Annotated in this window: 22 protein-coding genes and 1 pseudogene; 13 read left to right on the forward strand and 10 right to left on the reverse strand. The window is 62.0% G+C overall.

What is annotated here, in order from left to right:
- Positions 1 to 17 precede the first annotated feature (17 nt).
- Together FVP60_RS04025 and FVP60_RS04030 are read right to left on the reverse strand one after the other, a co-directional pair.
- Positions 18 to 1,136: a BMP family lipoprotein gene (locus tag FVP60_RS04025; RefSeq protein WP_246132451.1), complete on the reverse strand. Its 1,119-nt coding sequence runs from the start codon at positions 1,134 to 1,136 to the stop codon at positions 18 to 20.
- Positions 1,137 to 1,289: 153 nt separating this feature from the next.
- Positions 1,290 to 2,405: a mannose-1-phosphate guanylyltransferase gene (locus FVP60_RS04030; protein ID WP_147824950.1), complete on the reverse strand. Its 1,116-nt coding sequence runs from the start codon at positions 2,403 to 2,405 to the stop codon at positions 1,290 to 1,292.
- Between the two features lie 228 nt (positions 2,406 to 2,633).
- On the opposite strand from FVP60_RS04030, the gene sdhC reads away from it, so the two are divergent.
- The 6 genes from sdhC (at position 2,634) to FVP60_RS04060 (ending at position 8,250) form a co-directional block, all read left to right on the forward strand.
- Positions 2,634 to 3,068 (forward strand): succinate dehydrogenase, cytochrome b556 subunit, encoded by a 435-nt coding sequence (gene sdhC / locus FVP60_RS04035; protein ID WP_246132452.1) that lies wholly within the window; start codon positions 2,634 to 2,636, stop codon positions 3,066 to 3,068.
- Entirely contained in the window at positions 3,068 to 3,529 is a 462-nt protein-coding gene (locus FVP60_RS04040) for a succinate dehydrogenase hydrophobic membrane anchor subunit (protein ID WP_147824952.1), read from the forward strand. The genes sdhC and FVP60_RS04040 overlap by 1 nt, the downstream gene beginning before the upstream one ends.
- A gap of 25 nt (positions 3,530 to 3,554) precedes the next feature.
- Positions 3,555 to 5,360, forward strand: coding sequence for a succinate dehydrogenase flavoprotein subunit (gene sdhA, locus FVP60_RS04045; protein WP_147824953.1), 1,806 nt, complete (start codon positions 3,555 to 3,557; stop codon positions 5,358 to 5,360).
- A complete protein-coding gene (locus tag FVP60_RS04050) occupies positions 5,360 to 6,127 on the forward strand; it encodes a succinate dehydrogenase iron-sulfur subunit (protein ID WP_147824954.1) in 768 nt (255 codons plus the stop codon). The genes sdhA and FVP60_RS04050 overlap by 1 nt, the downstream gene beginning before the upstream one ends.
- 86 nt (positions 6,128 to 6,213) lie before the next feature.
- Complete coding sequence (locus FVP60_RS04055) at positions 6,214 to 7,401, forward strand: YihY/virulence factor BrkB family protein (RefSeq protein WP_246132453.1); 1,188 nt, start codon at positions 6,214 to 6,216, stop codon at positions 7,399 to 7,401.
- Positions 7,402 to 7,410: 9 nt separating this feature from the next.
- A complete protein-coding gene (locus FVP60_RS04060; RefSeq protein ID WP_147824955.1) occupies positions 7,411 to 8,250 on the forward strand; it encodes an exodeoxyribonuclease III in 840 nt (279 codons plus the stop codon).
- Positions 8,251 to 8,310: 60 nt separating this feature from the next.
- Here the strand turns inward: FVP60_RS04060 and FVP60_RS04065 are convergent, their stop codons facing one another.
- Complete coding sequence (locus FVP60_RS04065; RefSeq protein ID WP_147824956.1) at positions 8,311 to 8,811, reverse strand: hypothetical protein; 501 nt, start codon at positions 8,809 to 8,811, stop codon at positions 8,311 to 8,313.
- Between the two features lie 54 nt (positions 8,812 to 8,865).
- Between FVP60_RS04065 and trpS the strand changes: the two genes are divergently transcribed.
- The 3 genes from trpS to FVP60_RS04080 all read left to right on the forward strand — a co-directional run bounded on the left by trpS (position 8,866) and on the right by FVP60_RS04080 (position 11,453).
- The gene (trpS, locus tag FVP60_RS04070) at positions 8,866 to 9,876 is read left to right on the forward strand and encodes a tryptophan--tRNA ligase (protein ID WP_147824957.1); all 1,011 of its coding nucleotides are present in this window, start codon (positions 8,866 to 8,868) and stop codon (positions 9,874 to 9,876) included.
- Between the two features lie 2 nt (positions 9,877 to 9,878).
- Positions 9,879 to 10,457 (forward strand): GNAT family N-acetyltransferase, encoded by a 579-nt coding sequence (locus tag FVP60_RS04075; protein ID WP_246132454.1) that lies wholly within the window; start codon positions 9,879 to 9,881, stop codon positions 10,455 to 10,457.
- A 123-nt stretch (positions 10,458 to 10,580) separates the two neighbouring features.
- Complete coding sequence (locus FVP60_RS04080; RefSeq protein ID WP_147825505.1) at positions 10,581 to 11,453, forward strand: Fpg/Nei family DNA glycosylase; 873 nt, start codon at positions 10,581 to 10,583, stop codon at positions 11,451 to 11,453.
- 63 nt (positions 11,454 to 11,516) lie between these two features.
- On the opposite strand, the gene glpK is transcribed toward FVP60_RS04080, so the two are convergent.
- The 3 genes and pseudogenes from glpK to FVP60_RS04095 all read right to left on the reverse strand — a co-directional run bounded on the left by glpK (position 11,517) and on the right by FVP60_RS04095 (position 15,638).
- On the reverse strand, positions 11,517 to 13,031 hold the full coding sequence (glpK, locus tag FVP60_RS04085) for a glycerol kinase GlpK (RefSeq protein ID WP_147824958.1): 1,515 nt from the start codon (positions 13,029 to 13,031) through the stop codon (positions 11,517 to 11,519).
- A gap of 38 nt (positions 13,032 to 13,069) precedes the next feature.
- Positions 13,070 to 13,775 (reverse strand): annotated as a pseudogene (locus tag FVP60_RS04090) (MIP/aquaporin family protein).
- Between the two features lie 141 nt (positions 13,776 to 13,916).
- Complete coding sequence (locus FVP60_RS04095) at positions 13,917 to 15,638, reverse strand: glycerol-3-phosphate dehydrogenase/oxidase (protein ID WP_281289104.1); 1,722 nt, start codon at positions 15,636 to 15,638, stop codon at positions 13,917 to 13,919.
- Between the two features lie 111 nt (positions 15,639 to 15,749).
- On the opposite strand from FVP60_RS04095, the gene FVP60_RS04100 reads away from it, so the two are divergent.
- The 4 genes from FVP60_RS04100 to FVP60_RS04115 all read left to right on the forward strand — a co-directional run bounded on the left by FVP60_RS04100 (position 15,750) and on the right by FVP60_RS04115 (position 20,762).
- Positions 15,750 to 16,736 (forward strand): sugar-binding transcriptional regulator, encoded by a 987-nt coding sequence (locus FVP60_RS04100; protein WP_342779432.1) that lies wholly within the window; start codon positions 15,750 to 15,752, stop codon positions 16,734 to 16,736.
- A 150-nt stretch (positions 16,737 to 16,886) separates the two neighbouring features.
- The gene (gene ribD / locus FVP60_RS04105) at positions 16,887 to 17,888 is read left to right on the forward strand and encodes a bifunctional diaminohydroxyphosphoribosylaminopyrimidine deaminase/5-amino-6-(5-phosphoribosylamino)uracil reductase RibD (protein ID WP_147825508.1); all 1,002 of its coding nucleotides are present in this window, start codon (positions 16,887 to 16,889) and stop codon (positions 17,886 to 17,888) included.
- Between the two features lie 57 nt (positions 17,889 to 17,945).
- Entirely contained in the window at positions 17,946 to 19,166 is a 1,221-nt protein-coding gene (ribA, locus tag FVP60_RS04110) for a GTP cyclohydrolase II (RefSeq protein WP_147824959.1), read from the forward strand.
- Between the two features lie 177 nt (positions 19,167 to 19,343).
- Positions 19,344 to 20,762 carry an MFS transporter gene (locus FVP60_RS04115; RefSeq protein WP_147824960.1) on the forward strand — a complete coding sequence of 473 codons (1,419 nt, stop codon included), beginning with the start codon at positions 19,344 to 19,346 and terminating at the stop codon, positions 20,760 to 20,762.
- 56 nt (positions 20,763 to 20,818) lie between these two features.
- Here the strand turns inward: FVP60_RS04115 and FVP60_RS04120 are convergent, their stop codons facing one another.
- The 4 genes from FVP60_RS04120 to FVP60_RS04135 form a co-directional block, all read right to left on the reverse strand.
- Positions 20,819 to 21,643 (reverse strand): ABC transporter permease, encoded by an 825-nt coding sequence (locus tag FVP60_RS04120; protein WP_147824961.1) that lies wholly within the window; start codon positions 21,641 to 21,643, stop codon positions 20,819 to 20,821.
- Positions 21,640 to 22,497: an ABC transporter permease gene (locus tag FVP60_RS04125; RefSeq protein WP_147824962.1), complete on the reverse strand. Its 858-nt coding sequence runs from the start codon at positions 22,495 to 22,497 to the stop codon at positions 21,640 to 21,642. Before FVP60_RS04125 ends, FVP60_RS04120 begins: the two co-directional genes overlap by 4 nt.
- Complete coding sequence (locus FVP60_RS04130) at positions 22,494 to 23,435, reverse strand: ABC transporter ATP-binding protein (protein ID WP_147825509.1); 942 nt, start codon at positions 23,433 to 23,435, stop codon at positions 22,494 to 22,496. The genes FVP60_RS04125 and FVP60_RS04130 overlap by 4 nt, the downstream gene beginning before the upstream one ends.
- A 278-nt stretch (positions 23,436 to 23,713) precedes the next feature.
- Positions 23,714 to 25,597, reverse strand: a complete 1,884-nt coding sequence (locus FVP60_RS04135) for a phosphoenolpyruvate carboxykinase (GTP) (RefSeq protein ID WP_147824963.1) — start codon at positions 25,595 to 25,597, stop codon at positions 23,714 to 23,716.
- Between the last annotated feature and the right edge of the window lie 63 nt (positions 25,598 to 25,660).

The following is a 25,660-nucleotide window of genomic DNA, read 5'->3' on the forward strand; positions in this document are numbered from 1 at the left end:
CCCTCTATCTGTTGTTCTTAGTCGAGGTAGCTCGTGACCGTGACCTTGCCGGCGATGATGTCAGCCTTCAGGGCCTCCACCTCGGCGAGCAGGGCTGCGTCAACCTTGTCTGCAAAGTTGTGCAGGTCGGCGATGCCGACGCCCTCGTTCTCCAGCGTTCCGACGTATGCGTCGAAGTCGATCGAGCCGTCAGCCGAAGCAAGAACTGCTTCGTAGGTCGACAGGTCCATGGCCTTCAGGATCGAGGTCAGCACGACGTCCTGCGTGTTGGGGTCGGTCTCGTAGAGGTCAGCGTCAACACCGATCAGGGCGATGTCGCGGCCAGACTCTTCGATAACCTGCAGAGCCGACTGGTAGATCGGGCCACCAACGGGCAGGATCACGTCGACGCCCTGGGCGATGACGTTGGATGCTGCGGTCTTGGCGTCAGCGTTGGCTTCGAAGCCACCGGTGAAGGTACCCGTCTTGCCGTCCCAGCCCACAACCTCAACGGCGGTGCCGTTGGTCTCGTTGTAGTAGTCAACGCCCTGCTTGAAGCCGTCCATGAAGATCGTCACAGTCGGGAACTCCATGCCACCGAAGGTGCCGACCTTGCCGGACTCCGAGTAGCCAGCCGACAGGTAACCGGCGAGGAATGCTGCCTCAGCGGTGTTGTACAGCAGCGGCTTGATGTTCTCTGCGTCCTTCTCACCGTCGAAGTCGTTGTCGGCAGCGTCGTCGACGAGGATGAAGTCGGTGTCCGGGTTTGCCAGCGCGGCTTCGACCGTTGCGGCCGAGAGCGCGAAGCCGACCGAAACGATGGCGTTGCAGCCCTCAGCTGCGAGGCCGTCGATGTTCGGGCCGTACTCTGCCTCAGAGTTCGACTCGACGGACTTCGACTCAGCACCGAGCTCGTCCGTAGCCATCGTCAGACCCTCGAAGGAGAGCTGGTTGAAGGACTTGTCGTCGAACCCGCCAGCGTCAGAAACGACGCAGCCGAGGAAGTCGGTTGCCGAAGCCGAAGCCTCGGTCGATGCACCCGACGTCGCATCGGTGGTCGGCTCCGTCGTCGGTGCCTGGCCACATGCGGCGAGCGAGAAGATGAGGCCGGCGGCGAAAACGCCTCCAGCGAGCTTCTTAGTGGTGGAAATGGTCAAGGTTGCCTCCGCGATTGATCGCCCGCGCCATTCACGGGTTCGCTCCCAGAAAGTTACCCCGCATGACGCATCTGTCGCCTTACTCTGACGGCAATGGTTACCAAGCCGAAACAGATTGCTCATATGAGCAGAAGCTGCGGGGTGCCCCTCTCGTTAGAGTACGTCGCCTCTTCCGGTGAGTTTTAGGGCGTCAACGACACCCTTCACGCGCTGCGCGTGCTCACTTGTTGTCACCAGAAGCGCATCGGGAGTATCGACGATCACGATGTCTTTCACGCCCACGACGGAGATCACCCGATCGGTCTGCGACACCAGAATTCCGCTCGACGCATCTGCGAGCACGCGCGCGTTCTCTCCCAAAATCGCAAGGTCGCTGCCGCGCCCGCGGGAGTTCAGCTTGGCGAGGCTAGCGAAGTCGCCCACATCGTCCCAGTCGAAGTGCCCCGGAATCACGGCCAATCTGCCCGCCGCTGCCGCTGGTTCCGCAACGGCATAATCAATCGCGATCTTCTTCAGCCCCGGCCAGATCCGATCCACCGCGGGGCCCCGCTGGTTGCGGTCATCCCAGGCCGCCGCAAGTTCAATGAGGCCGGCGTGCAACTCGGGCTCATTCTTTTCGAGCTCGGCAAGAATCACGTCGGCACGCGCAATGAACATGCCAGCGTTCCACAAATATGTGCGCTCCTCGACGTAGCGCTTCGCCGTCTCGAGGTTGGGCTTCTCAACGAATTCTTTGACCAGCAGCGCCTCGGGGGCGCCCTTGATCTCCAACTCATCGCCGGTGCGAATGTAGCCGAAGCCCACGCTGGGCTCGGCAGGCGGAATGCCGATCGTGCAGATGTAGCCCGCACGCGCGACCGCAACGGCCTGCTCGACGGCCCATTCGAAACGGTTGGTGCCCTGAATCACGTGATCTGCGGCGAAGGAACCAATAATCACGTTCGGTTCGCGGCGGTGCAGAATCGCGGCGGCAAGACCGATTGCCGCGGCCGACTCGCGCGGCTCAGATTCCAGAAACACGTTCAGGTCGGCGACGCCGGGGAGCTCTTTCTCCACCGCGGCGCGGTGAGCGCGCCCCGTCACGACGCCGATGCGGTCGCTTCCCGAGAGCGGTTCGAGGCGGTCCCACGTGTCACGCAACAGCGATTGACCGGAACCAGTGAGGTCGTGCAAGAACTTGGGGGCGTCTGCGCGCGAAAGCGGCCACAGCCGACTGCCAATACCGCCAGCAGGAATGACGGCGTAAAAATCAGGAAGTTTGCCTTGCATGGTGCAAGGTTAGCCTCCCCCGTCCTGGGAGTCGGGATGCTCGCCGCTCGGCACCAGAGACCGCAGGGCGCACCCACGGCAAGGTCACGATTCAGGCACATTGTGGTCATTAGTGTGCGGTGTTAGGTATGCCTCATTCGCCCCCAGCGAAATTACAGGAATAGGATGGAGGTCTACGCACGCGCTCTCTTGGCGCCCGCAAAACTCGCATCGATCAGGGAGGACGACGTGTCCGCAAGCGCTCGCTTGACACCGTCGGTATCCGAGACCACCTCAAAAACGCCGCGGGGAACGCTCTACCGCGGCAACGAGGGCATGTGGTCATGGGTGCTGCACCGAATTACAGGTGTCGCGATTTTCTTCTTCTTGCTTGTCCACGTTTTGGACACTGCACTCATCCGCGTCTCTCCTGAGGCCTACGACGCTGTCATGTCGACCTACAAGAACCCGATCATGGGCTTCGGCGAGCTGGTACTCGTCGCCGGCATCGTCTACCACGCCCTGAATGGTCTGCGCATCATCCTGGTCGACTTCTGGTCGAAGGGCGCGAAGTACCAGAAGCAGTTGTTCTGGATTGTCATCGGTGTGTGGGTTGTTTTGGTCGGCGCCTTCGCTGTGCGTCACATCCCGAACGTTCTCTCGCACGTTGGAGGGGGACACTAATGACTGCTGAAACTCTCGCCGCTCCGCGTTCGAAGGCATCCGCTCCCCGCAACGGTGGCGCCAACCTCGAAAAGTGGGGCTGGCTGTACATGCGCATTAGCGGTGTCGTGCTGGTCGTCCTGATCTTCGGTCACCTGTTCGTCAACCTCATGGTCGGCGACGGCATCTCCGCCATTGACTTCGGTTTCGTCGGCGGAAAGTTCGCGACCCCGTTCTGGCAGTGGTGGGACGTCGCCATGCTCTGGCTCGGTCTCATCCACGGCGCAAACGGCATGCGCACCATCACCAACGACTACGTCCTGAACAAGACGGCACGTAAGGTGCTTGTCTCCGCGATCTGGATCGCCGTTGGTCTGCTCATCGTCCTCGGCACGCTTGTTGTCTTCACATTTGACCCCTGCAACGGTGTCTTCGAAGACGGCGCGCTGTGGGAAGCATGTGCAGAACTGACGGGCAAGTAGAACTCAGAAAGCTAGGCACATTCACGTGAGCACGAATACTTCAGATTCCGTCATCCGCGACGGCGTTCACTACCACCAGTTCGACGTTGTCATCGTCGGTGCCGGTGGAGCAGGCATGCGCGCAGCTATTGAGGCTGGCCCGGGCGCCAAGACCGCCGTCATCACCAAGCTCTACCCCACGCGCTCGCACACCGGTGCGGCGCAGGGTGGCATGGCTGCAGCCCTCGCGAACGTCGAGGAAGACAGCTGGGAATGGCACACCTTTGACACCGTCAAGGGTGGCGACTACCTCGTCGACCAAGACGCGGCGGAGATTCTGGCGAAGGAAGCCATCGACGCGGTTATCGACCTCGAGAACATGGGTCTGCCCTTCAACCGCACGGAAGACGGCAAGATCGACCAGCGTCGCTTCGGTGGTCACACCCGCGACCACGGTAAGGCCGCCGTTCGCCGTGCGTGCTACGCAGCTGACCGCACCGGTCACATGATTCTGCAGACGCTGTTCCAGAACTGCGTCAAGCTCGGTATCAACTTCTTCAACGAGTTCTACGCGCTCGACCTCATCACTGTTGTCGATGACGAGGGCAAGACCCAGGTTGCTGGTGTCGTTGCGTACGAGCTGGCCACGGGCGAGCTGCACGTCTTCCACTCGAAGGCTGTCATCTTCGCAACGGGTGGCTTCGGCAAGATCTTCAAGACGACGTCGAACGCACACACCCTCACCGGTGACGGCGTCGGCATCATCTGGCGCAAGCGCCTCCCGCTGGAAGACATGGAGTTCTTCCAGTTCCACCCGACGGGCCTCGCAGGCCTCGGTATTCTCCTCACCGAGGGTGCCCGTGGTGAGGGCGCTATCCTCCGTAACGCCTCGGGTGAGCGCTTCATGGAGCGCTACGCCCCGACGATTAAAGACCTCGCGCCGCGTGACATCGTTGCCCGCTCGATGGTTCAGGAAGTCGCCGAGGGTCGCGGCGCCGGCCCGCACAAGGACTACGTTCTCCTCGACTGCACGCACCTCGGTGCCGAGGTTCTGGAAACCAAGCTCCCCGATATCACCGAGTTCGCTCGTACCTACCTGGGTGTTGACCCGGTTGTCGAGCCCGTTCCGGTGATGCCGACCGCGCACTACGCCATGGGTGGCATCCCCACCAACGTCAACGCCGAGGTTCTCGCCGACAACACCACCGTTGTTCCGGGTCTGTACGCGGCTGGCGAGTGCGCATGTGTGTCGGTGCACGGCTCGAACCGCCTCGGAACCAACTCGCTGCTGGACATCAACGTGTTCGGTAAGCGCGCGGGCCGTAACGCCGTCGAGTACGTCAAGACCGCAGACTTCGTTCCGCTGCCGGAAGACCCGGCCAAGGAAGTTCGCGAGATGATCGAGGGCCTGCGGGTAAACCCGGGCACCGAGCGTATTGCCGTACTCCGCAAGAAGCTGCAGGACGACATGGACGCAAAGGCGCAGGTGTTCCGCACCGACGAGTCGCTTACCGAGGTTCTCGGAACCATCGAAGAGCTGCGCGAGCGCTACAAGAACGTGCACGTCGACGACAAGGGCAAGCGCTACAACACCGATCTGCTTGAGGCTGTCGAGCTGGGCTTCCTGCTTGACCTCGCCGAGGTCGTTGTGGTCACCGCGAAGAACCGCAAGGAAAGCCGTGGCGGACACATGCGCGACGACTACCCCAACCGCGACGATGAGAACTACATGCAGCACACGATGGCGTACCTCACGGGAGACCCGCACTCGTCGAACGCTGATGACCACATCAAGCTCGATTGGAAGCCCGTCGTCGTGACCCGCTACCAGCCCATGGAAAGGAAGTACTGATGTCTACTGCCGTCGCCGAGGCCACCGCGCCTGAAGCAGAAGAGTCTGAGGTTCAGTCTTTCCTGGTGACGTTCATCGTGCGCCGCTTCGACCCTGAGGTCGATGAAGAGCCGCGCTGGGTGGACTATGACGTCGAGCTGTACTCGACCGACCGTGTTCTGGATGCTCTGCACAAGATCAAGTGGGAGGTTGACGGCTCGCTGTCCTTCCGCCGTTCTTGCGCACACGGCATTTGTGGTTCCGACGCGATGCGTATCAACGGCCGCAACCGCCTGGCTTGCAAGACGCTGATCAAGGACCTCGACATTTCGCAGCCGATTTACGTTGAGGCCATCAAGGGTCTGCCCCTGGAGAAGGACCTCATCGTCGACATGGAGCCGTTCTTCGCCTCCTACCGCGAAGTGCAGCCCTTCCTGCAGCCGTCCAGCCCGACGACCCCGGGTAAGGAGCGCACGCAGTCCATCAAGGATCGCGCGATCTTCGACGACACCACCAAGTGCATCCTGTGCGCTGCGTGCACCTCGTCGTGCCCCGTGTTCTGGACCGACGGTCAGTACTTCGGCCCGGCAGCAATCGTCAACGCACACCGCTTCATCTTCGACTCGCGCGACGATGCAGCCAACGTGCGCCTCGACATCCTCAACGACAAAGAGGGCGTGTGGCGTTGCCGCACCACGTTCAACTGCTCCGAGGCATGCCCGCGTGGCATCGAGGTGACCAAGGCCATCGCCGAGGTCAAGCGGGCTGTTCTGCGCGGCGGTCGCTAGTCCGCTGAATCACGTGGACGTCACCTTCGGGTGGCGCCCACTTTTTTGTGCATCGCAGGAAAGTGGCCGTTGAGTAGGCTGGGGGTGTGAGTGAAGAGCGGAACCAGGAGACAGCCACTGCAGACGAACGTGCGTCTGTTGTGGAAAAGGCGACGGAGACAGCGCAGAAGGTCATGGGCTCCTTCCCAGTCCGGGTGTTCCAGCGTTTCTCTCTGCGCAATGGCTTTATCTTGGCGTCTGGAGCGAGCTTCCAAGCGTTCTTTGCGATCGCGGCTGCCATTTATGTGGCGCTCGTCATTCTCGGGTTCTGGCTGGGCGCCAGCACGACCGCGGTTAATGGCCTGATCGACGTCATCAACGGGTATCTTCCCGGTATCATCGCAGAAAGCGGCGGCCTGTTCACCCCTGATCAGGTGCGTGACGTGGTCGTCAGCTCCACCGGGGCGCTATCGATCACGGGTATCGCCGCGCTGCTCGCCGTGATTTGGACCGCGATCGGCTGGATGGGTTACGTGCGCAAGGCTGTTCGCGACATCTTTGGCCTCCCGCCCGAGACCGGCGCCTTTGTGATTCTCAAGGTTCGCGACCTGCTGGCTTCGATCGGTTTCGCCATATTGCTCTTGATCGGTGCGGTGCTGTCGACCGTGGGCTCGAGCACGCTGAACTTCCTCCTCGAACTCATCGGCCTTTCCAACAACGAATGGCTTCTGCGTACCAGCACGCAAATCCTGGCCGTCGTGATTGCGTGCGCCATCAATGTCTTCACGCTCATCGTGCTGTTCCGTTTCTTGGTTGGCACCGACCTCAAGACGAAGCAGATCTTGCCGGGCGCACTCCTGGGCGGCGTGAGTCTTGCCGTTCTCCAGCTCGGTGCCGGATTCTTGCTGGGCAAGACCCCCTCCAACCCGCTGTTGGCATCGTTTGTTGTGATTATCGGTCTGCTGTTGTGGTTCCGACTCATCATGACCGTGATTCTGCTGGCGGCCGCCTGGGTTGCGGTGAGCGCCGAGGATCGCCACATCGCCATTGTCTTACCGACGCAACAGGAGCGCGCGCTGTTGGAGGCGCGCACCCTCCACGAAGCCGCACTGGTGCGATACCGCGAGGCCCGTATCGAGCGCGCAGGAGCCCGTTGGTATGCACGGCCTGCGGCCACGCGAGAGGTACGCCACTGGGCGCATCGCGCTGAAGAAATGCGCCAACGCGTCACCGAAGCGGAAGACGCACTCGCGCAGTCGGGCAAGCGCAAGGTGACTGTCGTTGCCCGCCGCTAGGCTGAGGTCATGGTGAGAATCTCCTCTGTCAATGTCAACGGCATCCGAGCAGCAGCACGCAAAGGAATGCACCCCTGGCTCGCTGACGCGGGCGTCGACATTCTCACTCTGCAAGAGGTGCGAGCCCCCCGCAGCGAGCTCGAAAAGGCATTGCCCGGCTGGACTCTCGTCGACGACGAAGCCACCGCAAAGGGCCGCGCCGGCGTCGCAATCGCGTCGCGCCGTGAGCCCACCGCGGTTCGCACCGTCTTCGGCCCCGAAGACCTCGATACGAAGGGCCGGTGGATCGAGGCAGACTTCACCATCGACGGCGAGGTGGTCACCGTCGTCAGCGCCTATGTCTTTACTGGTGAGGCAGAGACCCCGGCCAAGCAAGACCCGAAGTGGGCGTTTCTCGACGCGATGAACGAGCGACTGCCGCAGCTCGCCAGCAATTCCGCACTGGCGGTCGTCACGGGCGACCTCAACGTTGGCCACCGCGAGTTCGACATTCGCAACTGGAAGGGCAATGTCAAGAAGTCCGGCTTCTTGCCACGTGAGCGCGCCTATTTCGATCGATACTTCGGGGCGCATGGCACCGACGTGACCGGCGTCGACGGAACCGTCGGCCCGGGTCTCGGGTGGGTTGACGTAGGGCGTGCTTTCCACGGCGAAATCGACGGCCCCTACACCTGGTGGTCAAGCCGCGGTAAGGCGTTCGACAACGACGTGGGCTGGCGTATCGACTACCACATGGCCTCCCCCGCACTCGCCGAGCGCGTGGAAAACTACGCGGTCTGGCGTGCACCCAGCTGGGACACCCGCTGGAGCGATCACGCGCCGGTTACGGTCGACTACCGCCTCGGTTAAACGGGTGCGGCGTGGCGCGCGGATACGCCGCGCCGGCGGGGCGACGACTCGGCCACGCGACTACGGGGCGACGGGGCTATGCGCCCACACGTTCGCGTGCCGTTGCCACCGCGTCTGGCGTGAAACACGCACCAGCAATGCTAAATAGTTCGTCGATCCGCGAAACCGCAGAATCAGGGTGTCTCCCACAATTTTAGCCTTTTGAAAGCTGGCAAGCTCAAGAGTCTGTGTCGCCAGCGGTGACTGCAGCCACAGGGTCTCATCAGCAACGCTGGTTGCGAGGCGGGCGCCTTCCGGAGCGGCAGCGCGCAGCATCTTCTTCGCCTGCGAGCGCAACAGGAACGGCACCAGGATTGTGATCACGATCATGCCGATGCCGGCGATGAGCATGGTGATGTTTCCGGTCACAGCAGCCGCACCGATGGCAACGACGCTGGGAATCGCGACAAAGGCGAAGGCCGTCAGCATCGTGGGCGTTGTCATCAGATATCGCATCACGTCGCGACCGTGCGATCGCATGTCAGCGTCGGTAATGGTGATCGTGGACTGCGGCTTAGCCATGCAGACAGCATGTCAGCGCGTGAGCCGTGCGCACAGAACGAGTAGGGTTGACGAGTGACTGAGAAAGCGCGTCTTTATTCCGGAATGCAGCCGTCCGCCGATTCACTCCAGATCGGCAACTACATTGGTGCCCTGATGCAGTGGCGCGATCTGCAGGATTCCTACGACGCCTTCTTTTCCGTCGTTGACCTGCACGCGATCACGGTCGCGCAAGACCCGAAGATTCTTGCGGAGAAAACACGCCGCACGGCCGCTCAGTACATTGCCGCTGGCATTAAGCCGGCAAAGTCGACGCTGTACGTGCAGTCGCACGTTTCGGCGCACGCCGAGCTCGCGTGGATACTGTCGACCATCACCGGTTTCGGTGAGGCTGGCCGCATGACGCAGTTCAAAGACAAGTCGCAGCGCTACGGCGCCGACTCGACGAGCGTCGGCCTGTTCACCTACCCGGTGCTGATGGCAGCTGACATTCTGCTTTACCAGGCAAACGTGGTTCCGGTCGGCGACGACCAGAAGCAGCACGTTGAGCTGACCCGCGACCTCGCGGAGCGCTTCAACTCGCGCTTTGGCGAGGCTTTCACGGTGCCCAACGCGATGATTCAGCAAGACACCGCACGCATCTACGATCTGCAGAACCCGACGTCGAAGATGTCAAAATCGGCAGAGACCGATGCCGGTGTGCTGTGGTTGCTTGATGAGCCGTCGAAGACGGCGAAGAAGATCATGCGCGCTGTCACCGACAACGACGGTGTCGTGAAGTACGACCGCGAAGAAAAGCCCGGCGTCTCGAACCTGATGGTGATCTACGCGGCCATGACGGGTCGTCAGATCCCCGCGATTGAAGACGAGTTCGCCGGTCGTGGCTACGGCGACTTCAAAAAGGCCGTCGCCGAAGCCGTCGTGAACGAATTTGGTCCGGTGCGCGAAAACGTGCTCGAACTGCTTGATGACCCGGCCGAACTCGACCGCGTGCTCGCGCGCAACGCCGACAAGGCAGAAGAGGTCGCCACCAAGACTCTCACCGACGTGTACGACAAGGTCGGCCTGCTGCGCCGCGCACGCTAATCGTGACGGCTTCGGCCGTCGATATCGCCCCGCTCACGACCGAACGTTTGGTGTTGACGCTCGCTTCTGCGCGCGATATTGACGACATTGTTGATGCTTGCCAAGACCCGACGCTACGGGAATGGACGGCGCTACCCTCGCCATACGAGCGGGCGGATGCGGAGTGGTTTGTCGCGCACACTACCCAGGCTGAGCGGGATGATCGCGCCCGGCACTGGGTGATCCGCGCATCGGGCCGGCTGTTGGGCGTGGCGTCGTTGACACGGTCAACTCCTGACACGGCAGAACTCGGCTTCTGGATCATCGCCGACGCGCGACGTCAACGCTATATGACAGAGGCCGCTGCCGCTGTCATCGACAACGGCTTTGCCATCGACGGCATGCGGCTGGATCGCATCGAGTGGAACGGCGCGGTCGGCAATGTCGCATCGGCACGAACCGCGCGTGCACTGGGCTTCCAATACGAGGGGGTCCGGCGCGGGGCGATGCTGACGCCGCGCGGCCGAGTCGACGCGTGGGTTGCCGGGTTACTTTTTCACGACGCCCGCAAGCGCACTCCGTGGCCCGTCCTCGCGCGTTAGGCCGCTACGGGTGCGGGTTGGTTTCCGGTCGTAGCGCGGCCGGAGGCAACCGAGCTCGCGCCCTGGCAAGAGCGGCCGAGCACACCCTGACGGATGTCAGAAGTTGGTGGCATCATGGGGCGCATGCCGGAGATGCCAGAAGTGCAGGCGCTTGCGATGTTCCTCGCGACGCGTCTTCGCGGCGTGAGCATTACACGCGTCGATCTGGCGGCAATATCTGCGCTGAAGACGTTTGATCCGCCGCTCGAGGCGATTCGCGGTTCCGTGGTTCGTGATGTCACCCGCCACGGCAAGTTCGTCGATATTTCGCTGTTCAGCCCCGATGAAGACCTCCATGTGGTGTTTCATCTCGCGAAGGCAGGCTGGCTACGCTTCGCCGAACAGATCTCCCCCACCATCATTAAGCCAGGAAAGACGCCAATCGCCCTGCGGGTGGTGTTTAGCGATGATTCAGGTTTTGATCTGACAGAAGCCGGAACCAAGAAGTCGCTGGCCGTGTACGTGGTGCGTGACGCGCAGGTCGTGCCCGGCATCAGCACGCTCGGCCCTGATCCGCTCGCCGATGACTTCACACGCGAGAGCTTCGCCGATATTCTCCGCGGCAGACGCACCCAGATTAAAGGCGTGCTGCGCGATCAATCGTTGATCGGCGGCATCGGCAATGCGTACTCCGATGAGATTCTGCACGCCGCGCGGCTGTCCCCGTACGCATCGGCCGCGGCCCTCAGCGACGACGACATCACGACGCTCTACACAGCAATGAAAGATACCCTGCGCCACGCGATCGAGCACGCGTCAGGCAAGCCACCTGCCGAACTCAAAGACGCCAAGCGCGCGGGTTTCGCCGTACACGCCCGCACGGGTCACCCGTGCCCGGTGTGTGGTGTCACGGTGCGGAGCGTCTACTTCGCCGATCGCAGCCTTGAATACTGTCCGACGTGCCAGACCGGCGGCAAGATCCTCGCGGATCGACGCCGATCTCGTCTCCTGAAATGACGCTCGCATTCCGGAAACGCCGATGGCGCGTACTCGAAAGTACGCGCCATCGGTCATTCACCGTTAGAGAACGTCGTCATCAACCCAGTCGAGGGTCTTGGAGACGGCCTTCTTCCAGTTGCGGTACAGACGCTCGCGCTCGTGTTCGCCCATCTGTGCTTCCCAACGCTTGTCTTCCTGCCAGTTGGCACTCAACTCATCAAGCGACTTCCAGAAGCCGACAGCGAGTCCTGCAGCGTATGCGGCCCCGAGCGCCGTTGTCTCAGCAACAACGGGTCGTACGACCGGGACGTTCAGAATGTCAGCCTGGAACTGAAGCAGAGTGTCGTTGGCGGTAGCGCCGCCGTCCACCCGAAGCTCCGTCAGGTCAACACCAGCGTCGGCGTTGACAGCCTCCAGCACGTCACGCGTCTGGTAGGCGATCGATTCAAGCGCGGCCCGAGCAATGTGATGCTTGTTCACATAGCGGGTCAGACCAACGATGGCACCGCGCGCGTCCGGACGCCAGTACGGAGCAAACAGGCCCGAGAACGCGGGCACAATGTATGCACCGCCGTTGTCTTCCACTTTATCTGCCAGGTCTTGCACTTCAGCGGCCGAGGAGATCAGGCCAAGGTTGTCGCGGAGCCACTGCACGAGCGAACCCGAAACCGCAATCGATCCTTCCAACGCGTAGTGCGCCGGCTCGTCGCCGAGCTTGTAACCGACGGTCGTCAGCAGGCCGTTCTGCGACTGCACGATGTCTTCACCGGTGTTGAAGATCAGGAAGTTGCCCGTGCCATATGTGTTCTTCGCCTCCCCCGTAGCGAAGGCTGCTTGACCGAAGGTCGCCGCCTGCTGATCGCCGAGGATACCGGCGATCGGCGTCTCGCGAAGCAAGCTCTGTTCTTCTGCGACACCGTAGACCTCGGAAGACGACTTGATTTCTGGCAACATCGACTTGGGAACGCCGAAGATGCCGAGGATTTCTTCGTCCCACTGCAGGGTCTTGAGGTCCATAAACATGGTGCGCGATGCGTTAGTGACATCGGTCGCGTGAACGCCGCCGTTGACTCCACCCGTGAGGTTCCACAGCACCCAGGTGTCCGTGGTACCGAAGAGCAGGTCGCCAGCTTCTGCCGCCTCGCGAGCGCCGTCGACATTGTCGAGGATCCACACAATCTTCGTGCCCGAGAAATAGGTTGCCAGTGGCAGGCCAACGCGCTCCTTGAAGCGGTTAACGCCGCCCGCGACCGACAAGGCATCCACGATATCTTGCGTACGGGTGTCCTGCCAGACAATCGCGTTGTACACCGGCTTTCCGGTGTTCTTGTTCCATACCACCGCGGTCTCGCGCTGGTTAGTGATACCGATCGCCGCGATGTCATGGCGAGTCAAGTTGGCTTTGGACAGGGCCTGGCCAATAGCCTCGCGGGTGTTGGCCCAGATTTCCATCGGGTCGTGCTCAACCCAGCCGGCACGCGGGAAAATCTGCTCGTGCTCAAGCTGACCGGTCGAGATGATCGAACCGCTGTGGTCGAAAATAATCGCACGGCTCGAGGTCGTGCCCTGATCAATTGCCAGTACGTAATCAGACATCAGTGTCTCCGTTGTTCATCTGTATAGGAATTAAGCGCTTAGGCGCCAATGACGGGCAGCAGGACCGGGGCCACGAAACCCGCGAGCACGCCGCCGATAATCGGGCCGACGACCGGAACCCACGCGTAGGACCAGTCACTGGAGCCCTTGCCCTTGATGGGCAGGATCGCGTGAACGATACGCGGGCCCAGGTCACGCGCCGGGTTGATGGCGTAGCCGGTCGGACCACCCAGTGAGGCACCGATACCCACGATCAGCAATGCGACGGGCAGTGCGCCCAGCGCTGCCATGCCGCCGCCCTTACCGAAGGCGATGACAACGAACACCAGCACGAAGGTGCCGATGGCCTCGGTGACCACGTTCCAACCGTAATTGCGGATCCCGGGTCCGGTCGAGAATACGCCGAGCTTGTTCGCCGGGTCTTCTTCTGCATCAAAGTGCTCTTTATAGGCGAGCCACGTGAGCACGGCACCGATCATGGCACCGATGAACTGCGCACCAATGTATGCAAGGATCGTCGTCACGTTGACGGCAACCCCGGGTGCGAACTCGGGAGCACCGCTGGCTACGAGTCCCAACGTGACTGCTGGGTTGAGGTGTGCGCCCGAGTTGTACGCCACCGCCACACCGGCGAACACGGCAAGTCCCCAACCGAAGTTAATGAGGAGAAATCCTCCACCGAAACCCTTGGTTTTGGTGGAGGACCACGTTGGCCACCACGCCACCACCAAGGAGTAACAGCATCGCTGTTCCCACGACTTCTGCAAGGAACGCGGTTCCAAGATTGTCCACACTGACCTTCTTTCTACTGTCGTGTCTACCTCTTTGACAGACACGTCGGCACCCCGGTGCCAGTCCGTTCCCGCTCCGACGGGGAACGAATGTTTACGCGTCTACGTGACGCGAGGTTTCCGAACCGACGCCATGCGCATCGGACAGAATCCAGCGGGCGTGCTCAATCTCGGCAGTACGAGTTTGAGTGCTCCAGCCGAATACATCGCCGACGATGCCTGCCAATTCGGTCAATGCTTCGGCGGTCATAGACCCGACGAAGGCAATCGACGTTCGGCGGAGGAACAGGTCGTCGAGCCGAACAACGAGCTCATGCCGCGCAAGCCAACGGATCTCGCCCGTCGAGTAAGCAGGCAGACTCACCATCGGGCGGTCGTCATCACCGAGTTCTTCGATGATGCGGGCAGCCCGAGTACCGTAGCGCTCCAGGAGAGTGTCTGCACGTGCCTCGCTGAGTGCACCGCGATGGCTGGCGATCCAGGCGGCGCGAGCCTCGGGTGTGGTGGGGTATTCGTAGCCGCCGCCAATAGCAACCCGTTCCGTCGACCGCACGCGCTTGCGCCCCAGAATCTGCAACACATCATTTGCGAGGTGCTCGCTCAGGGCGCGGAAGGTGGTCCACTTTCCACCGACCAAACTCAGCAACGTGGTTCCGGGTATCTGGGCAAGTTCCGAACGCTCCACACGATAGTCACGCGAGACGAAACCGGGGGCTTCATCATCGTGCCGCGGCAGAGGCCGTACCCCCGAAAAGCGGAAGACAATCTGTGATCGGTCGATCTCGATCGACGGGTACACGTGCTTGACCAGGTCGAAGAAGTAGTCAATCTCCTCCGACGTGCACCGAATCGGCTGGTCCATGTCGTGCTCGAGGTCTGTGGTTCCGACCATAACCCGGCCTTTGAGTGGGTAGATCAGCACGATGCGACCGTCTTCGTGCTCGAAGAAGAGCTCACGACCGGCCGTAGCCCGGTACAGCTCGGGGTGATCCAGCACAATGTGGGATCCCTTTGTGCCTCCCATAAAGCGGGTCTGGGCACCGAGCGCCGCATTGGTCTTATCGGTCCACGGTCCGGATGTATTGATCACGACGTCAGACTTGATCGCGAACTCTTCACCGGTGCGAGTGTCGCGCACGGTAACCCCGTCGCTGCTCACACCAACCGCTTCGAGGTAGTTCGCAGCGCGCGCGTGCGGCCCCTGGCTGAGACCGTCATGCAACACATCCAGCGCGAGACGCTCTGGATCATGCATCGAAGCGTCGTAATACGTCGCGGTATATTTCACGCCGGGGTTCAGCTGGGGCATCACCTCCAGCGACTTGCGGCGGCCCACAAACTTGTGGCGCGGAACCGCACCGCCGTCACGCGAGAATGTGTCGTAAATCACAAGCCCGGTCTTGATCAAGAGCGCACCGCGCTCCGTCGGCTTGCCCGACTTGTGGGTCAGGAATCGCAGCGGAGCCGAGAGGATGCCTGAGAAAGTCGAGAAGATCGGAACCGTTGTCTGTAGCGGGCGCACGTAGTGCGGGGCGATACGAAGCAGACGGTTGCGCTCGGTGACTGACTCTTTCACAAGGCGGAACTCACCGTTCTCGAGGTAACGGATACCTCCGTGAATCATGTGGCTCGACGCACTGGATGCGCCCGAAACGAAGTCGCCGCGTTCAACCAGCACGACCGGAACACCCTGCATCGCCAGATCGCGGAAGATGCCGGCACCGTTGATTCCGCCACCGATGATCAACACAGATGCCTGGGGTTGTTCTGCAATGGAACGCACCGAATCGCGCGGTCCCTGTTCCTTGTTTGCCACGTTAACGACCTCCCCGGTCCAACAGCTTTCGTCCTAGAATTCTCGGCAGTGGTGAACGGCCTTGCAAGCCACCTGCACATATGTTCAATTCTTGGAAAGGTTGTGGCCACCGTGTCGGATTCGATGTATAGCGACCGTCAAAGCGATGCACTCCGCGCTGCGCACCTCTACTACGTTCAAAGCCTGACGATGAAGGCGATTGCCGCGGAACTGCGCGTGTCACGTTCGTCGGTATCGCGCCTCCTCGCCCACGCTCGCGACTCCGGATTGGTTCGCATTTCTTTGCACGATCCCGATGAGGCACCAGCGAAGATCGCTGTTCGCATCACAGAACGCTTCGATACCGCCGTGCACATCGTCCCGGTGAGCCCGTCGACCAGCGATATCGAACGTTTACGCCGTGTGGCCGTCGTCTCAGCACGTTTACTCGGAAGTCTGGTCGAATCGCACCAAAAAGTAGGTCTCGCCTGGGGCTCAACTTTGAACGCCGTATCGCGAGCGCTCGTGCCACAACCCACCGAGGGCACCGTGTTCGTGCAGCTTAACGGTTCTGGAAACATCGGCGGAGAAGGACTCGCCTACTCCTCCGACATGCTCAGACGTTTTGCCGATGCTTTCGAGGCACGAGTCGAGCAGTTCCCTGTCCCTGCGTTTTTCGATGACCCACTGACCCGGCAAGCCTTTTGGCGAGAACGAACCACCCAGCGAATACTTCGTCTACAGACGCGACTCGACCTTGCCGTATTCAGCGTGGGATCACCGTTTGCCGAAGTTCCCTCGCACGTGTATCACGGGGAGTACCTGGACCGCGCTGACTACCAGTCGCTCACCGACGATAAGGTCGTCGGTGATATCGCGACGGTGTTCTACCGTGCAGACGGATCGACACAGGACATTACGCTCAACGCCCGAGCAACCGGTCCCGACTTTCGGGTGCTCCGGCGCACTCCGCGGCGCGTCTGTATTGTCGCGGGTTCCGCGAAAGTTGTCAGTCTGCTCGGAGCGCTCGCCGCTGGCATGATCACCGACCTCATCATTGATGAGGCATCGGCGGCTGCTCTGCTGCGAGCCAGCGACGCCGAGCGCCGTTCGTCGTGACCCGCAAAACAGGGCGGGTCGTTCGGGAATACGCCAGCGACCGCATCGTTGCATACACTCAGCAGGGAAGCGTCGATGAATGCCCCCGCCGCACGCCCAGAGCCACCTAGACGAGGAACAGTGAACTTTTCCGCCGCAGAAGACGCCGCAATGGCGCAGGCGCTCGCACTCGCCGCCGAGGGCCCACGCGGGGTCAACCCCCAGGTTGGAGCGGTTATTCTGGCCGCCGATGGGGCGGTGCTCGCCACCGGTTATCATCGCGGTAGCGGAACCGCACACGCGGAGGTAGACGCGCTCTCTCAGCTCGACGCTGGCCAGGCTCGCGGGGCGACAGCCGTCGTCACGCTTGAGCCCTGCAACCACACCGGGCGCACCGGCCCCTGCGCACTCGCGCTGATCGATGCCGGAATCGCACGCGTTGTCTACGCTACGAGTGACCCCGGGGCTGTCTCCGGGGGCGGCGCCGACCGGCTGCGTGCCGCTGGCGTCGACGTGGTGAAGGGCCTCCGTGAAGGTGAGGCACGCGCGCTGATCGCGTCTTGGCTCACGCGCACCCGGCTCGCTCGCCCGTTCGTGACGGTGAAGTGGGCGCAGACCCTCGATGGTCGTGCTGCCGCAGCCGACGGAACCAGCCAGTGGATTACCGGCGCCGCCGCCCGCGCCGACGTGCATCGCCGCCGCGCCGCCGCGGACGCCATTGTCGCGGGCATCGGAACCATCTTGGCTGACGATACCGCGTTGACGGCGCGCGATGGTGACGACCTGCTCCCCACTCAACCACAGCCCGTCGTTGTCGGCCACCGCGAGGTTCCGCCCTCCGCGCGCGTGCGCCAGCACCCGCGCGAGATGATTCACGTGCGCGAACACGACCCGGCCAAAATTGTTGCCGACCTGCACGAACGCGGCATTCACTCCGTTTTCATCGAGGGCGGTCCCACCGTTGCCAGCGCTTTCTTACGCGCTGGCCTCGTCGATGAACTGCTGGTCTATGTCGCCCCCGCGCTCCTCGGCGGTCCCCATCTCGCGCTTGATGAGATCGGAATTGGCACGATCGCCGACATCATGCGGTTTCACCGCCCCGAGGTGACAATTCTGGGCGAGGATATTCTGATACGTGTGACCCGTGAGGCGAGTGCTGATGGTTCCGGTTAGCAATCCCACCACCAAACCCGCATCCTTGCCCTCCCTTCGCTTCAAAGGAGGCTCGCTGTGAGCCTGTCCCCCATTTCTGACGCCCTTCATGCTCTTCGTGCTGGCACGCCCGTCATCGTCATTGACGACGAACTGCGCGAGTCTGAGGGCAGCGTCGTGCTGGCAGCCGAGACGGCAACGACCGAGACGCTGGCCAGCATGGGCCACTGGATGGGCGGCTTGATCGGTCTGCCGGTATGCCCGCAACATGCTGCCGTATTGCAGCTCACCCCGACGTCGCCGTCGCTTGCTCCAGCAGCCGGAGCCGACGCTGAAATTCGTGCCGAAGCGCTGCGCGCAATTGCGGCGACCGATAGCGCTCTGGAGCACCGCCCTTGGTACCTGGTGCCGCTGATCGCAGCGGAGGGTGGCGTCACCGCTCGTGCCGGCCACACAGAAGCAACAGTTGATCTCCTCAAGCTCGCGGGTCTGACCCCGGTCGGCGCGCTGGCCGAGTTGGTGGCTAGAGACGGCCAGACCCTGCGCCCAGACGAACTCCTCGCCCTCTCTGACGAGCGCGATTGGCCGATCGTTTCAATCGCCGATCTTGTCGCTTACCGACGACAGCACGCGACCGACGGTAGCGAGCCGGCTCCCCGACCCCGCCGGGTATCGTTGCGGGCCGAGGCCACGGTTCCGACCAATCACGGCACCTTCCGCTTCCTCGCGTTCAAAGATCACGTGACGGGCATGGATCATCTCGCCATCGTGTCTGGCGAGCTCAGCGACACCGCGCTCGTGCGTGTGCACTCGGAGTGCCTGACGGGTGAAGCATTTGGGTCGCAAAAGTGCGAATGTGGCCCGCAGCTCGATGCGGCGCTGCAGGCGATTAACGACGCGGGCGGCGTCGTGATTTACATGCGCGGTCATGAGGGTCGCGGTATTGGCCTGATCAACAAGCTGCGCGCATACAGCCTGCAAGAAATGGGTCTGGACACTCTCGACGCAAACCTCGCACTCGGCTTGCCTGCCGACGCGCGCGACTACGGTGCGGCCGCCGCCATGCTGCAAGATTTGGGCGTGCAGAACGTGCGTCTCCTCACGAACAACTCCAACAAGGTGGCTCAGCTCACTGATCTTGGTCTGACGGTCGTGGAACAGGTTCCGCTCGTCGTCGGCGTGGGGCCAAACAACCACGTATACCTCGAAACGAAGCGTGACCGCATGGGGCATATCATTGCCGACGGACGCCTCGAAGCAGCTATGGCGGCAACGCCGCCGAGCACCGACGCCGAGTGATCGCCCCTCCTGTCAGGCGCTCGCGCCTGACAGGAGTAGGGTTGTTTCGTTGTCGGGCACCAAACCGGCGATGAGGTGACGCAGTGTTGAGCCGCCAGGCCGACCATCCCTGCGCCTGAGGTTCCCCTTCACCACCGTGTCCGACGCTGACACGATCTAGCCATTCGAAGAGGAATCATGTCGACGACATCCACACAACCTGCGAATTCTCGCTCCCGCGTCATTACCGCGAGCCTGGTCGGAACAACTATCGAGTTCTACGACTTCTACGCGTATGCGACGGCGGCCGTTTTGGTCTTTCCCGTCCTGTTCTTTCCCAGTAGTGACCCCACCGCCTCCCTGCTCGCGTCGTTCGCGGTCTTCGGCGCAGCGATGGTTGCGCGCCCGATCGGCGCCGTCATCTTCGGTCACTTCGGCGACAAATACGGTCGCAAGGCAACGTTGGTCGCCTCGCTGCTCACGATGGGAATTGCAACCTTCCTGATCGGCTGCCTGCCAACAATCAACCAGATCGGCTTCTGGGCTCCCGCCCTGCTGCTGGTTCTGCGCCTCGCCCAGGGATTTGCACTCGGCGGCGAATGGTCAGGCGCGGCGCTGGTCGCGACAGAGAATGCTCCCGCGGGCAAGCGCGCATGGTACGGAACCTTCCCGCAGCTGGGTGCGCCGCTGGGCTTCATCATCGCCAACGGCTTGTTCTTGCTCATCAACTTCGCGATGCCGGCCGATGACCCGTCGCAGAAGTCCGACGCATTCCTGGAGTGGGGCTGGCGCGTGCCGTTCTGGTTCAGCGCCGTCATGGTGATCGTCGGACTCTGGGTACGCCTCAAGCTCGTCGAGTCTGATGCGTTCAAGAAGGCCGAGGCCAAGGGAACGATCCGTAAGCTGCCGGTCTTGGAGGCGTTCCGCACCTACTGGTGGCAGATGATTCTGGGCACCTTCTTGATGCTTGCCACCTACGTGCTGTTCTACCTGATGACGAACTTCACATTGACCTTCGGAACCAAACCACAAACGCTCCCCGAGGGCGGCGACCCGGCCACCTTCGTTCCTGGTCAAGGATTTGCGTACACCGACTTCGTGATCATGCAGATCATCGGCGTCGTCTTCTTCGGCATCTTCACAATGGTGGCGGGCCCACTCGCCGATCGCTTCGGCCGTCGCAAGACCCTCATTTGGGTCACCTCGGCAATCGTGCTGTTCGGACTCACGTTCTCGTTCTTCCTGATGCCGCGGGAGAATCCCGTGGGCGAGGGGACGTACTGGATGACGCTGGCTTTCCTCATCATCGGCTTTACGCTCATGGGACTCACGTTTGGTCCGATGGGCGCCCTGCTGCCGGAACTGTTCCCGACGAACGTCCGTTACACGGGCTCGGCGATTGCGTACAACGTGTCATCGATTCTGGGTGCGGCCCTCGCGCCCATCATCGCGCTCGCGCTGCTGAGCACCGGTGGGGGCAACCCGTGGCTTGTCGGCATCTACCTCTCGGCGATGGCGGTGCTCACACTCATCGCGGCGCTGCTCATGCGTGAGACGAAAGACTCCGACTACACCGGCGACGCGGGTGAGGCCTCCGCCTCACACCCCGCTCCGTAAGCAACAAAGAAGGCGGGCTGGCACGAGACGTGCCAGCCCGCCTTCTGTATGCGTTTCTAGTCGAGGAAAAGCGCGCGCAGCCGCTTCGTCGTGAAGACCAGCCCGATGGCGATCATGACAAGGTAGTACACGACATGCCAGATCATGCCGAGATGAAGTGCACCGGTGGTGAGCCCACGGATCAACTCGACGCCGTGCCACAGCGGGAACGCCTGAATGACGCCCTGGACCCACTGTGGGTAGTTCGTGATCGGAAACAGCGTTGCCGAGAACAAGAACATCGGCAACAGCACCATGTTGATCCAGTCCATGTGCTGGAAGGTCTTCATATAGCTCGTGACGGCCATGCCGAGGCTAGCGAAGCCGAACGCAATCAACAGCACGGCGGGCAGGGCGAGCACGGCCGTCCATGACAGGTTGAGCCCGGCGACCTGCATGATGATGAGGAACCCGCTCGCGTAGACCAAGCCGCGGAGCATCGCGTACATGATCTCCCCGAGCGCCACATCCAGCGGCCCCAGCGAGGTTGACAACATGCCCTCGTAGAGCTTGCCGTAGTTCAGTTTGAAGAAGACATTCCATGTGGAGTCATAGATCGCTCCGTTCATCGCACTCACCGCAAGCAATGCGGGAGCGATGAATGCGGCATAGCTGACCTCGGTTCCGTCGGCGAGGGTAATCAAGCCGATCATGCTGCCCAACCCGATGCCCATCGAGGCCAGGTAGAAGACCGGTTCGAAGAAGCCGGAGAGCACCACCGCCCAACTCGATGATCGCGCGGCGACGAGCCCGCGCTGAACAACGGCAAACGGGTTTCCGGCCCAGAGCGCGCGTACGCCGCCCGCGCGCCGCGCGGTTGGGCTGTGCGTTGTCGTCGTCATTTCGCCAGCCTCCGTGCAAACATGCGGCGCGCAATGAGGTAACCGCCCACGGCCAACACCACGAGATAAGCGATGTGGAGCCACATCATGGCATCGCTCACCGGCTTGCCATACATCGCCATGCGCCCGAGCTCTGAGGCGTGCCACAGCGGTGAGATCCAACCGATCCACGCGAGCCACCAGTCCAGGTTGGCCAGCGGATAAAAGGTTCCGGAGAACAAGAACATGGGCATGAAGATGAAGCGCTGTACGAGCGCAAACTGCCCCTTGTCGTCTTCAATGCTCGCCGCGTAAGCCATCAGCGGCGTACCAAAGGCGAGCCCGGCCAGAACCCCGGCGCCAATGGCCAGCCACCCGGTCGCCGGGGTTTCGACGCCGCCGAAGAGCCACACGATCAGGTAGTACGGAACCACGGCCGCCAGCATGCGCGCGGCGGGGGCAAGCGCCACACCGGTTGCGATCTGGGCACTGGAAATGGGAGATGCGGAGAACCCGTAGAAATAGCGGCGCCATTTGAACCCGCTCATGACGGGATAGGTCATCTCTTCGGTTGCCACCGCGATCGCTGCCGCTGCGATGAGTGCGGGGGCAACGAAGACGAGGTAGCGCACCGAGACATCGCCATCGACAACGGGTGTCGAGATCAATGCGGCCAAGCCGAGGGCTAAACCGAACAGGTACAGCAGCGGCTGACCGAGTGCACCAGCGACGATCGTCCACCCGTATGCGCGCATCGCTCGAACCATGTGTTCGAACGCGTAGAACCATCCCCATGCTCGCGGTTTGCGCGCGGCCGTGATGGCCTCCGCCCGCAAGGCGTCGAGACTCGGATGCTGAATATTCGTGGTGCTCATTCGATCAGCGATCGTCCGGTGAGGCGCAGAAAGACGTCTTCCAGGCTGGAACGACGCACGAGGGAGGTGAGGGGGTGATGACCCAACTCGACAATGCGGTTCAGAGCAGCGTCACCGTCATTGGTATAGATCAGAATGCGATCAGGAAGGACATCGACGCGATCACCGACCCCCTGCAAGTGCTCCGCGATCTCACTGTTCTTGTCTGACCCAAATCGCACCTCCAGCACCTCACGACTGGAGTATTCACGAATTAACGACGCGGGTGAGCCTTCAGCCATGATCTTGCCCTTGTCGACAACGATGAGTCGATCGCACAATTGCTCCGCCTCGTCCATATAGTGCGTTGTCAGCACCAGCGTGGTTCCGCGCTCTTTGAGACGAAAAAGGCGATCCCACAGCACGTGACGCGCCTGCGGATCGAGCCCCGTTGTCGGCTCGTCGAGGAGCAGAATGCGCGGGTCGTTGATGAGTCCACGCGCGATCGTGAGCCGTCGCTTCATACCGCCCGACAGATGGTCAACCTTGGCCTTGGCCTTGTCTTCGAGCTGCGCAAAAGCGAGGAGCTCTTCGGCTTTACGCCGGCAGTCGGCACCCGAGAACCCAAAGTAGCGGCCATACATGTAGAGGTTTTCGCGCACGTTCAATTCGGCGTCGAGGTTGTCGGCTTGCGGAACCACGCCCAGGCGCGAGCGAATCTCTGGCCCGTACTGGTTGGGATCAAGACCCAGGATGCTCAAGTCGCCGTCTGTGCGGGTCGACACGGCGCCGATCATCTTCATCGTGGTGGATTTTCCGGCACCGTTCGGGCCAAGCAGGCCAAACGATTCACCGGGGGCAACGTCAAACGTGAGGTCATCGACCGCGACGAACTCCGGTTTACCCTTCACGGCATAGGTCTTGCGCAGATTCCGCGCTGAAATAACTGCTTCTGGCACGAGGAAGAACTTACCAACTCCCTCCGACATTGACGCGACGACGTTCGTGCGCGCTCGGTATGGCGAGTTTCGATCCCGCACCCGCGTTCGCCGTCGAGCGGCGCACCGCCGCCGTAAAAGATATTCGCGTCGGTGGGCCTAACCGGAGCAAGGCGACCCACCGACGCGAATCGTTCCCGTGGCTTCGAACTGCAACCGGAGCAAGGCGAGTTCCGTGCCACGTATTTCCGTGCGGATGTCTCATCACCGGAGCAAGGGTGAGACACCTGCACGAGTCTTTATGCGGAAGCGGCCTCCAAGCGGGTGCGCAAAGCGTTGAGCTCATCGGTCAGCGCGGCGGGCACGCGACCGTCAAACGTGTCGTAGAACGTCTCGGTGAGATCAGCCTCGTGAGCCCACGACGCCGCATTCACGTCAAACAGTTCAGCCAGATCCTGGTCAGAAACCTCAATGCCCTCGAGGTTCAGATCAGCCGTCTTGGGAAGGCGACCGATTGGGCTGTCAACAGCGTCGACCTGACCCTCGATGCGTCGAATGATCCAGTCGATCACGCGGGAGTTGTCGCCAAAGCCGGGCCACAGGAACCGACCGTCGGCGCCCTTGCGGAACCAGTTCACCTGGAAGATGCGCGGAGCACGGTCAAAGCGAAGCGAGGCGCCGACCTTCAGCCAGTGTCCGAAGTAGTCCGCCATGTTGTACCCGCAGAAGGGCAGCATCGCGAAGGGATCGCGTCGCAGTTCGCCAACCAGACCCTCGGCCGCGGCGGTGCGCTCGGAGGAAATGGTGGAGCCCAGGAAGACGCCGTGCGTCCAGTCGGTTGCCTCCACCACGAGCGGCACGTTCGTCGCGCGACGACCGCCGAAGAGGATGACATCGAGCGGAACGCCCTGCGGCGCATCCCAGTCCTCAGAGATCTGCGGGCATTGCGCAGCCGAAACCGTAAAGCGGGAGTTCGGGTGCGCGGCCGGGTGCTCCATGTCGGGAGTCCACGGGTTGCCCTGCCAGTCGGTGAGTGCTTCCGGAGCCTCGTCCGTCAGGCCCTCCCACCAGACGTCACCGTCTGGGCGCAGAGCGACGTTCGTGAAGATGGTGTTTCCCCACAGCGTCTCGACGGCGGTGACGTTCGTCGATTCACCGGTTCCGGGTGCAACACCGAAGAATCCAGCCTCCGGGTTGATGGCCCAGAGCCGTCCGTCGTTCCCCGGGCGCAACCACGAGATGTCGTCGCCGAGCGTCTCCACCGTGTAGCCGGGAATCGTCGGGCGGAGCATCGCCAGGTTGGTCTTGCCGCACGCCGAGGGGAATGCCGCAGCAACGTGGAACTTCTTGCCCTCCGGGTTTACCACCCGAATCAACAGCATGTGCTCGGCGAGCCAGCCGTTGTCACGACCCAGCACCGAAGCGATACGCAGCGCGAAGCACTTCTTGGCGAGAATCGCGTTTCCGCCGTACCCCGAACCGTACGAATGCACTTCAAGAGCCTCGGGGTAATGCACGATGTATTTGTCGTCGTTGCACGGCCACGCTTCGTCCTGCTGGCCAGGCTCGAGCGGCGCACCAACCGAGTGAATCGTGCGTACCCATTCCTGGCCGTTCGCGATCTCACGAACAACGTCGTCGCCAACGCGCGTCATGATCTCGATCGATACAACAGCGTAGGTGGAGTCGGTGACCTGAACGCCAATCTGCGACAGCGGTCCGCCGACGGGACCCATGGAGAACGGAACCACGTACATGGTGCGCCCGCGCATGGCGCCGTCGAAAAGACCGGTCATCTTTTCGCGCATCTCAGCGGGGTCAGCCCAGTTGTTGGTGGGGCCGGCATCTTCTTCGCGCTCGGAGGCGATGAAGGTACGGCCCTCGGTGCGGGCAACATCGCTCGGGTGCGAGCGGGCCAGGTATGAGCCGGGGCGCAGATCTTCGTTCAGCTTGATCAAGCGACCTTCGCTCACCTGAAGGTCAAGCAGGTACTGGTTCTCTTCAGCGGAACCATCGACCCAGAAGATGTTGTCTGGCTTGAGGAGTGCTGCGGTCTCGTCGACCCACGCAACCAGGTCTGCGAAGGCTTTGCCCGAATACTCGGGTCGCTGTCCGAACGACCGTACGGGCGCAACGTGCGCTCCACGCGGCGGGCGAGCTCCGAAGGCTTCAGCAAGAGCCATAAAACTTCTCCTTGGTTGCGGAATGTAACTCCTCACTCAAGAATGCGTGACGAGCTCCGGTAC

The organism is Microbacterium mitrae, assembly GCF_008017445.1.
In the GTDB taxonomy this organism is placed as follows: Bacteria; Actinomycetota; Actinomycetes; order Actinomycetales; family Microbacteriaceae; genus Microbacterium; species Microbacterium mitrae.

Coding starts and splice junctions, on each gene's coding strand:
- FVP60_RS04115 (WP_147824960.1), top strand. CDS start 19,344: ATGTCGACGACATCCACACAACCTGCGAATTCTCGCTCCCGCGTCATT.
- FVP60_RS04065 (WP_147824956.1), bottom strand. CDS start 8,811: ATGGCTAAGCCGCAGTCCACGATCACCATTACCGACGCTGACATGCGA.
- glpK (WP_147824958.1), bottom strand. CDS start 13,031: ATGTCTGATTACGTACTGGCAATTGATCAGGGCACGACCTCGAGCCGT.
- FVP60_RS04135 (WP_147824963.1), bottom strand. CDS start 25,597: ATGGCTCTTGCTGAAGCCTTCGGAGCTCGCCCGCCGCGTGGAGCGCAC.
- FVP60_RS04060 (WP_147824955.1), top strand. CDS start 7,411: ATGGTGAGAATCTCCTCTGTCAATGTCAACGGCATCCGAGCAGCAGCA.
- FVP60_RS04030 (WP_147824950.1), bottom strand. CDS start 2,405: ATGCAAGGCAAACTTCCTGATTTTTACGCCGTCATTCCTGCTGGCGGT.
- FVP60_RS04125 (WP_147824962.1), bottom strand. CDS start 22,497: ATGAGCACCACGAATATTCAGCATCCGAGTCTCGACGCCTTGCGGGCG.
- FVP60_RS04120 (WP_147824961.1), bottom strand. CDS start 21,643: ATGACGACGACAACGCACAGCCCAACCGCGCGGCGCGCGGGCGGCGTA.
- FVP60_RS04050 (WP_147824954.1), top strand. CDS start 5,360: ATGTCTACTGCCGTCGCCGAGGCCACCGCGCCTGAAGCAGAAGAGTCT.
- FVP60_RS04040 (WP_147824952.1), top strand. CDS start 3,068: ATGACTGCTGAAACTCTCGCCGCTCCGCGTTCGAAGGCATCCGCTCCC.
- ribD (WP_147825508.1), top strand. CDS start 16,887: ATGGCGCAGGCGCTCGCACTCGCCGCCGAGGGCCCACGCGGGGTCAAC.
- FVP60_RS04080 (WP_147825505.1), top strand. CDS start 10,581: ATGCCGGAGATGCCAGAAGTGCAGGCGCTTGCGATGTTCCTCGCGACG.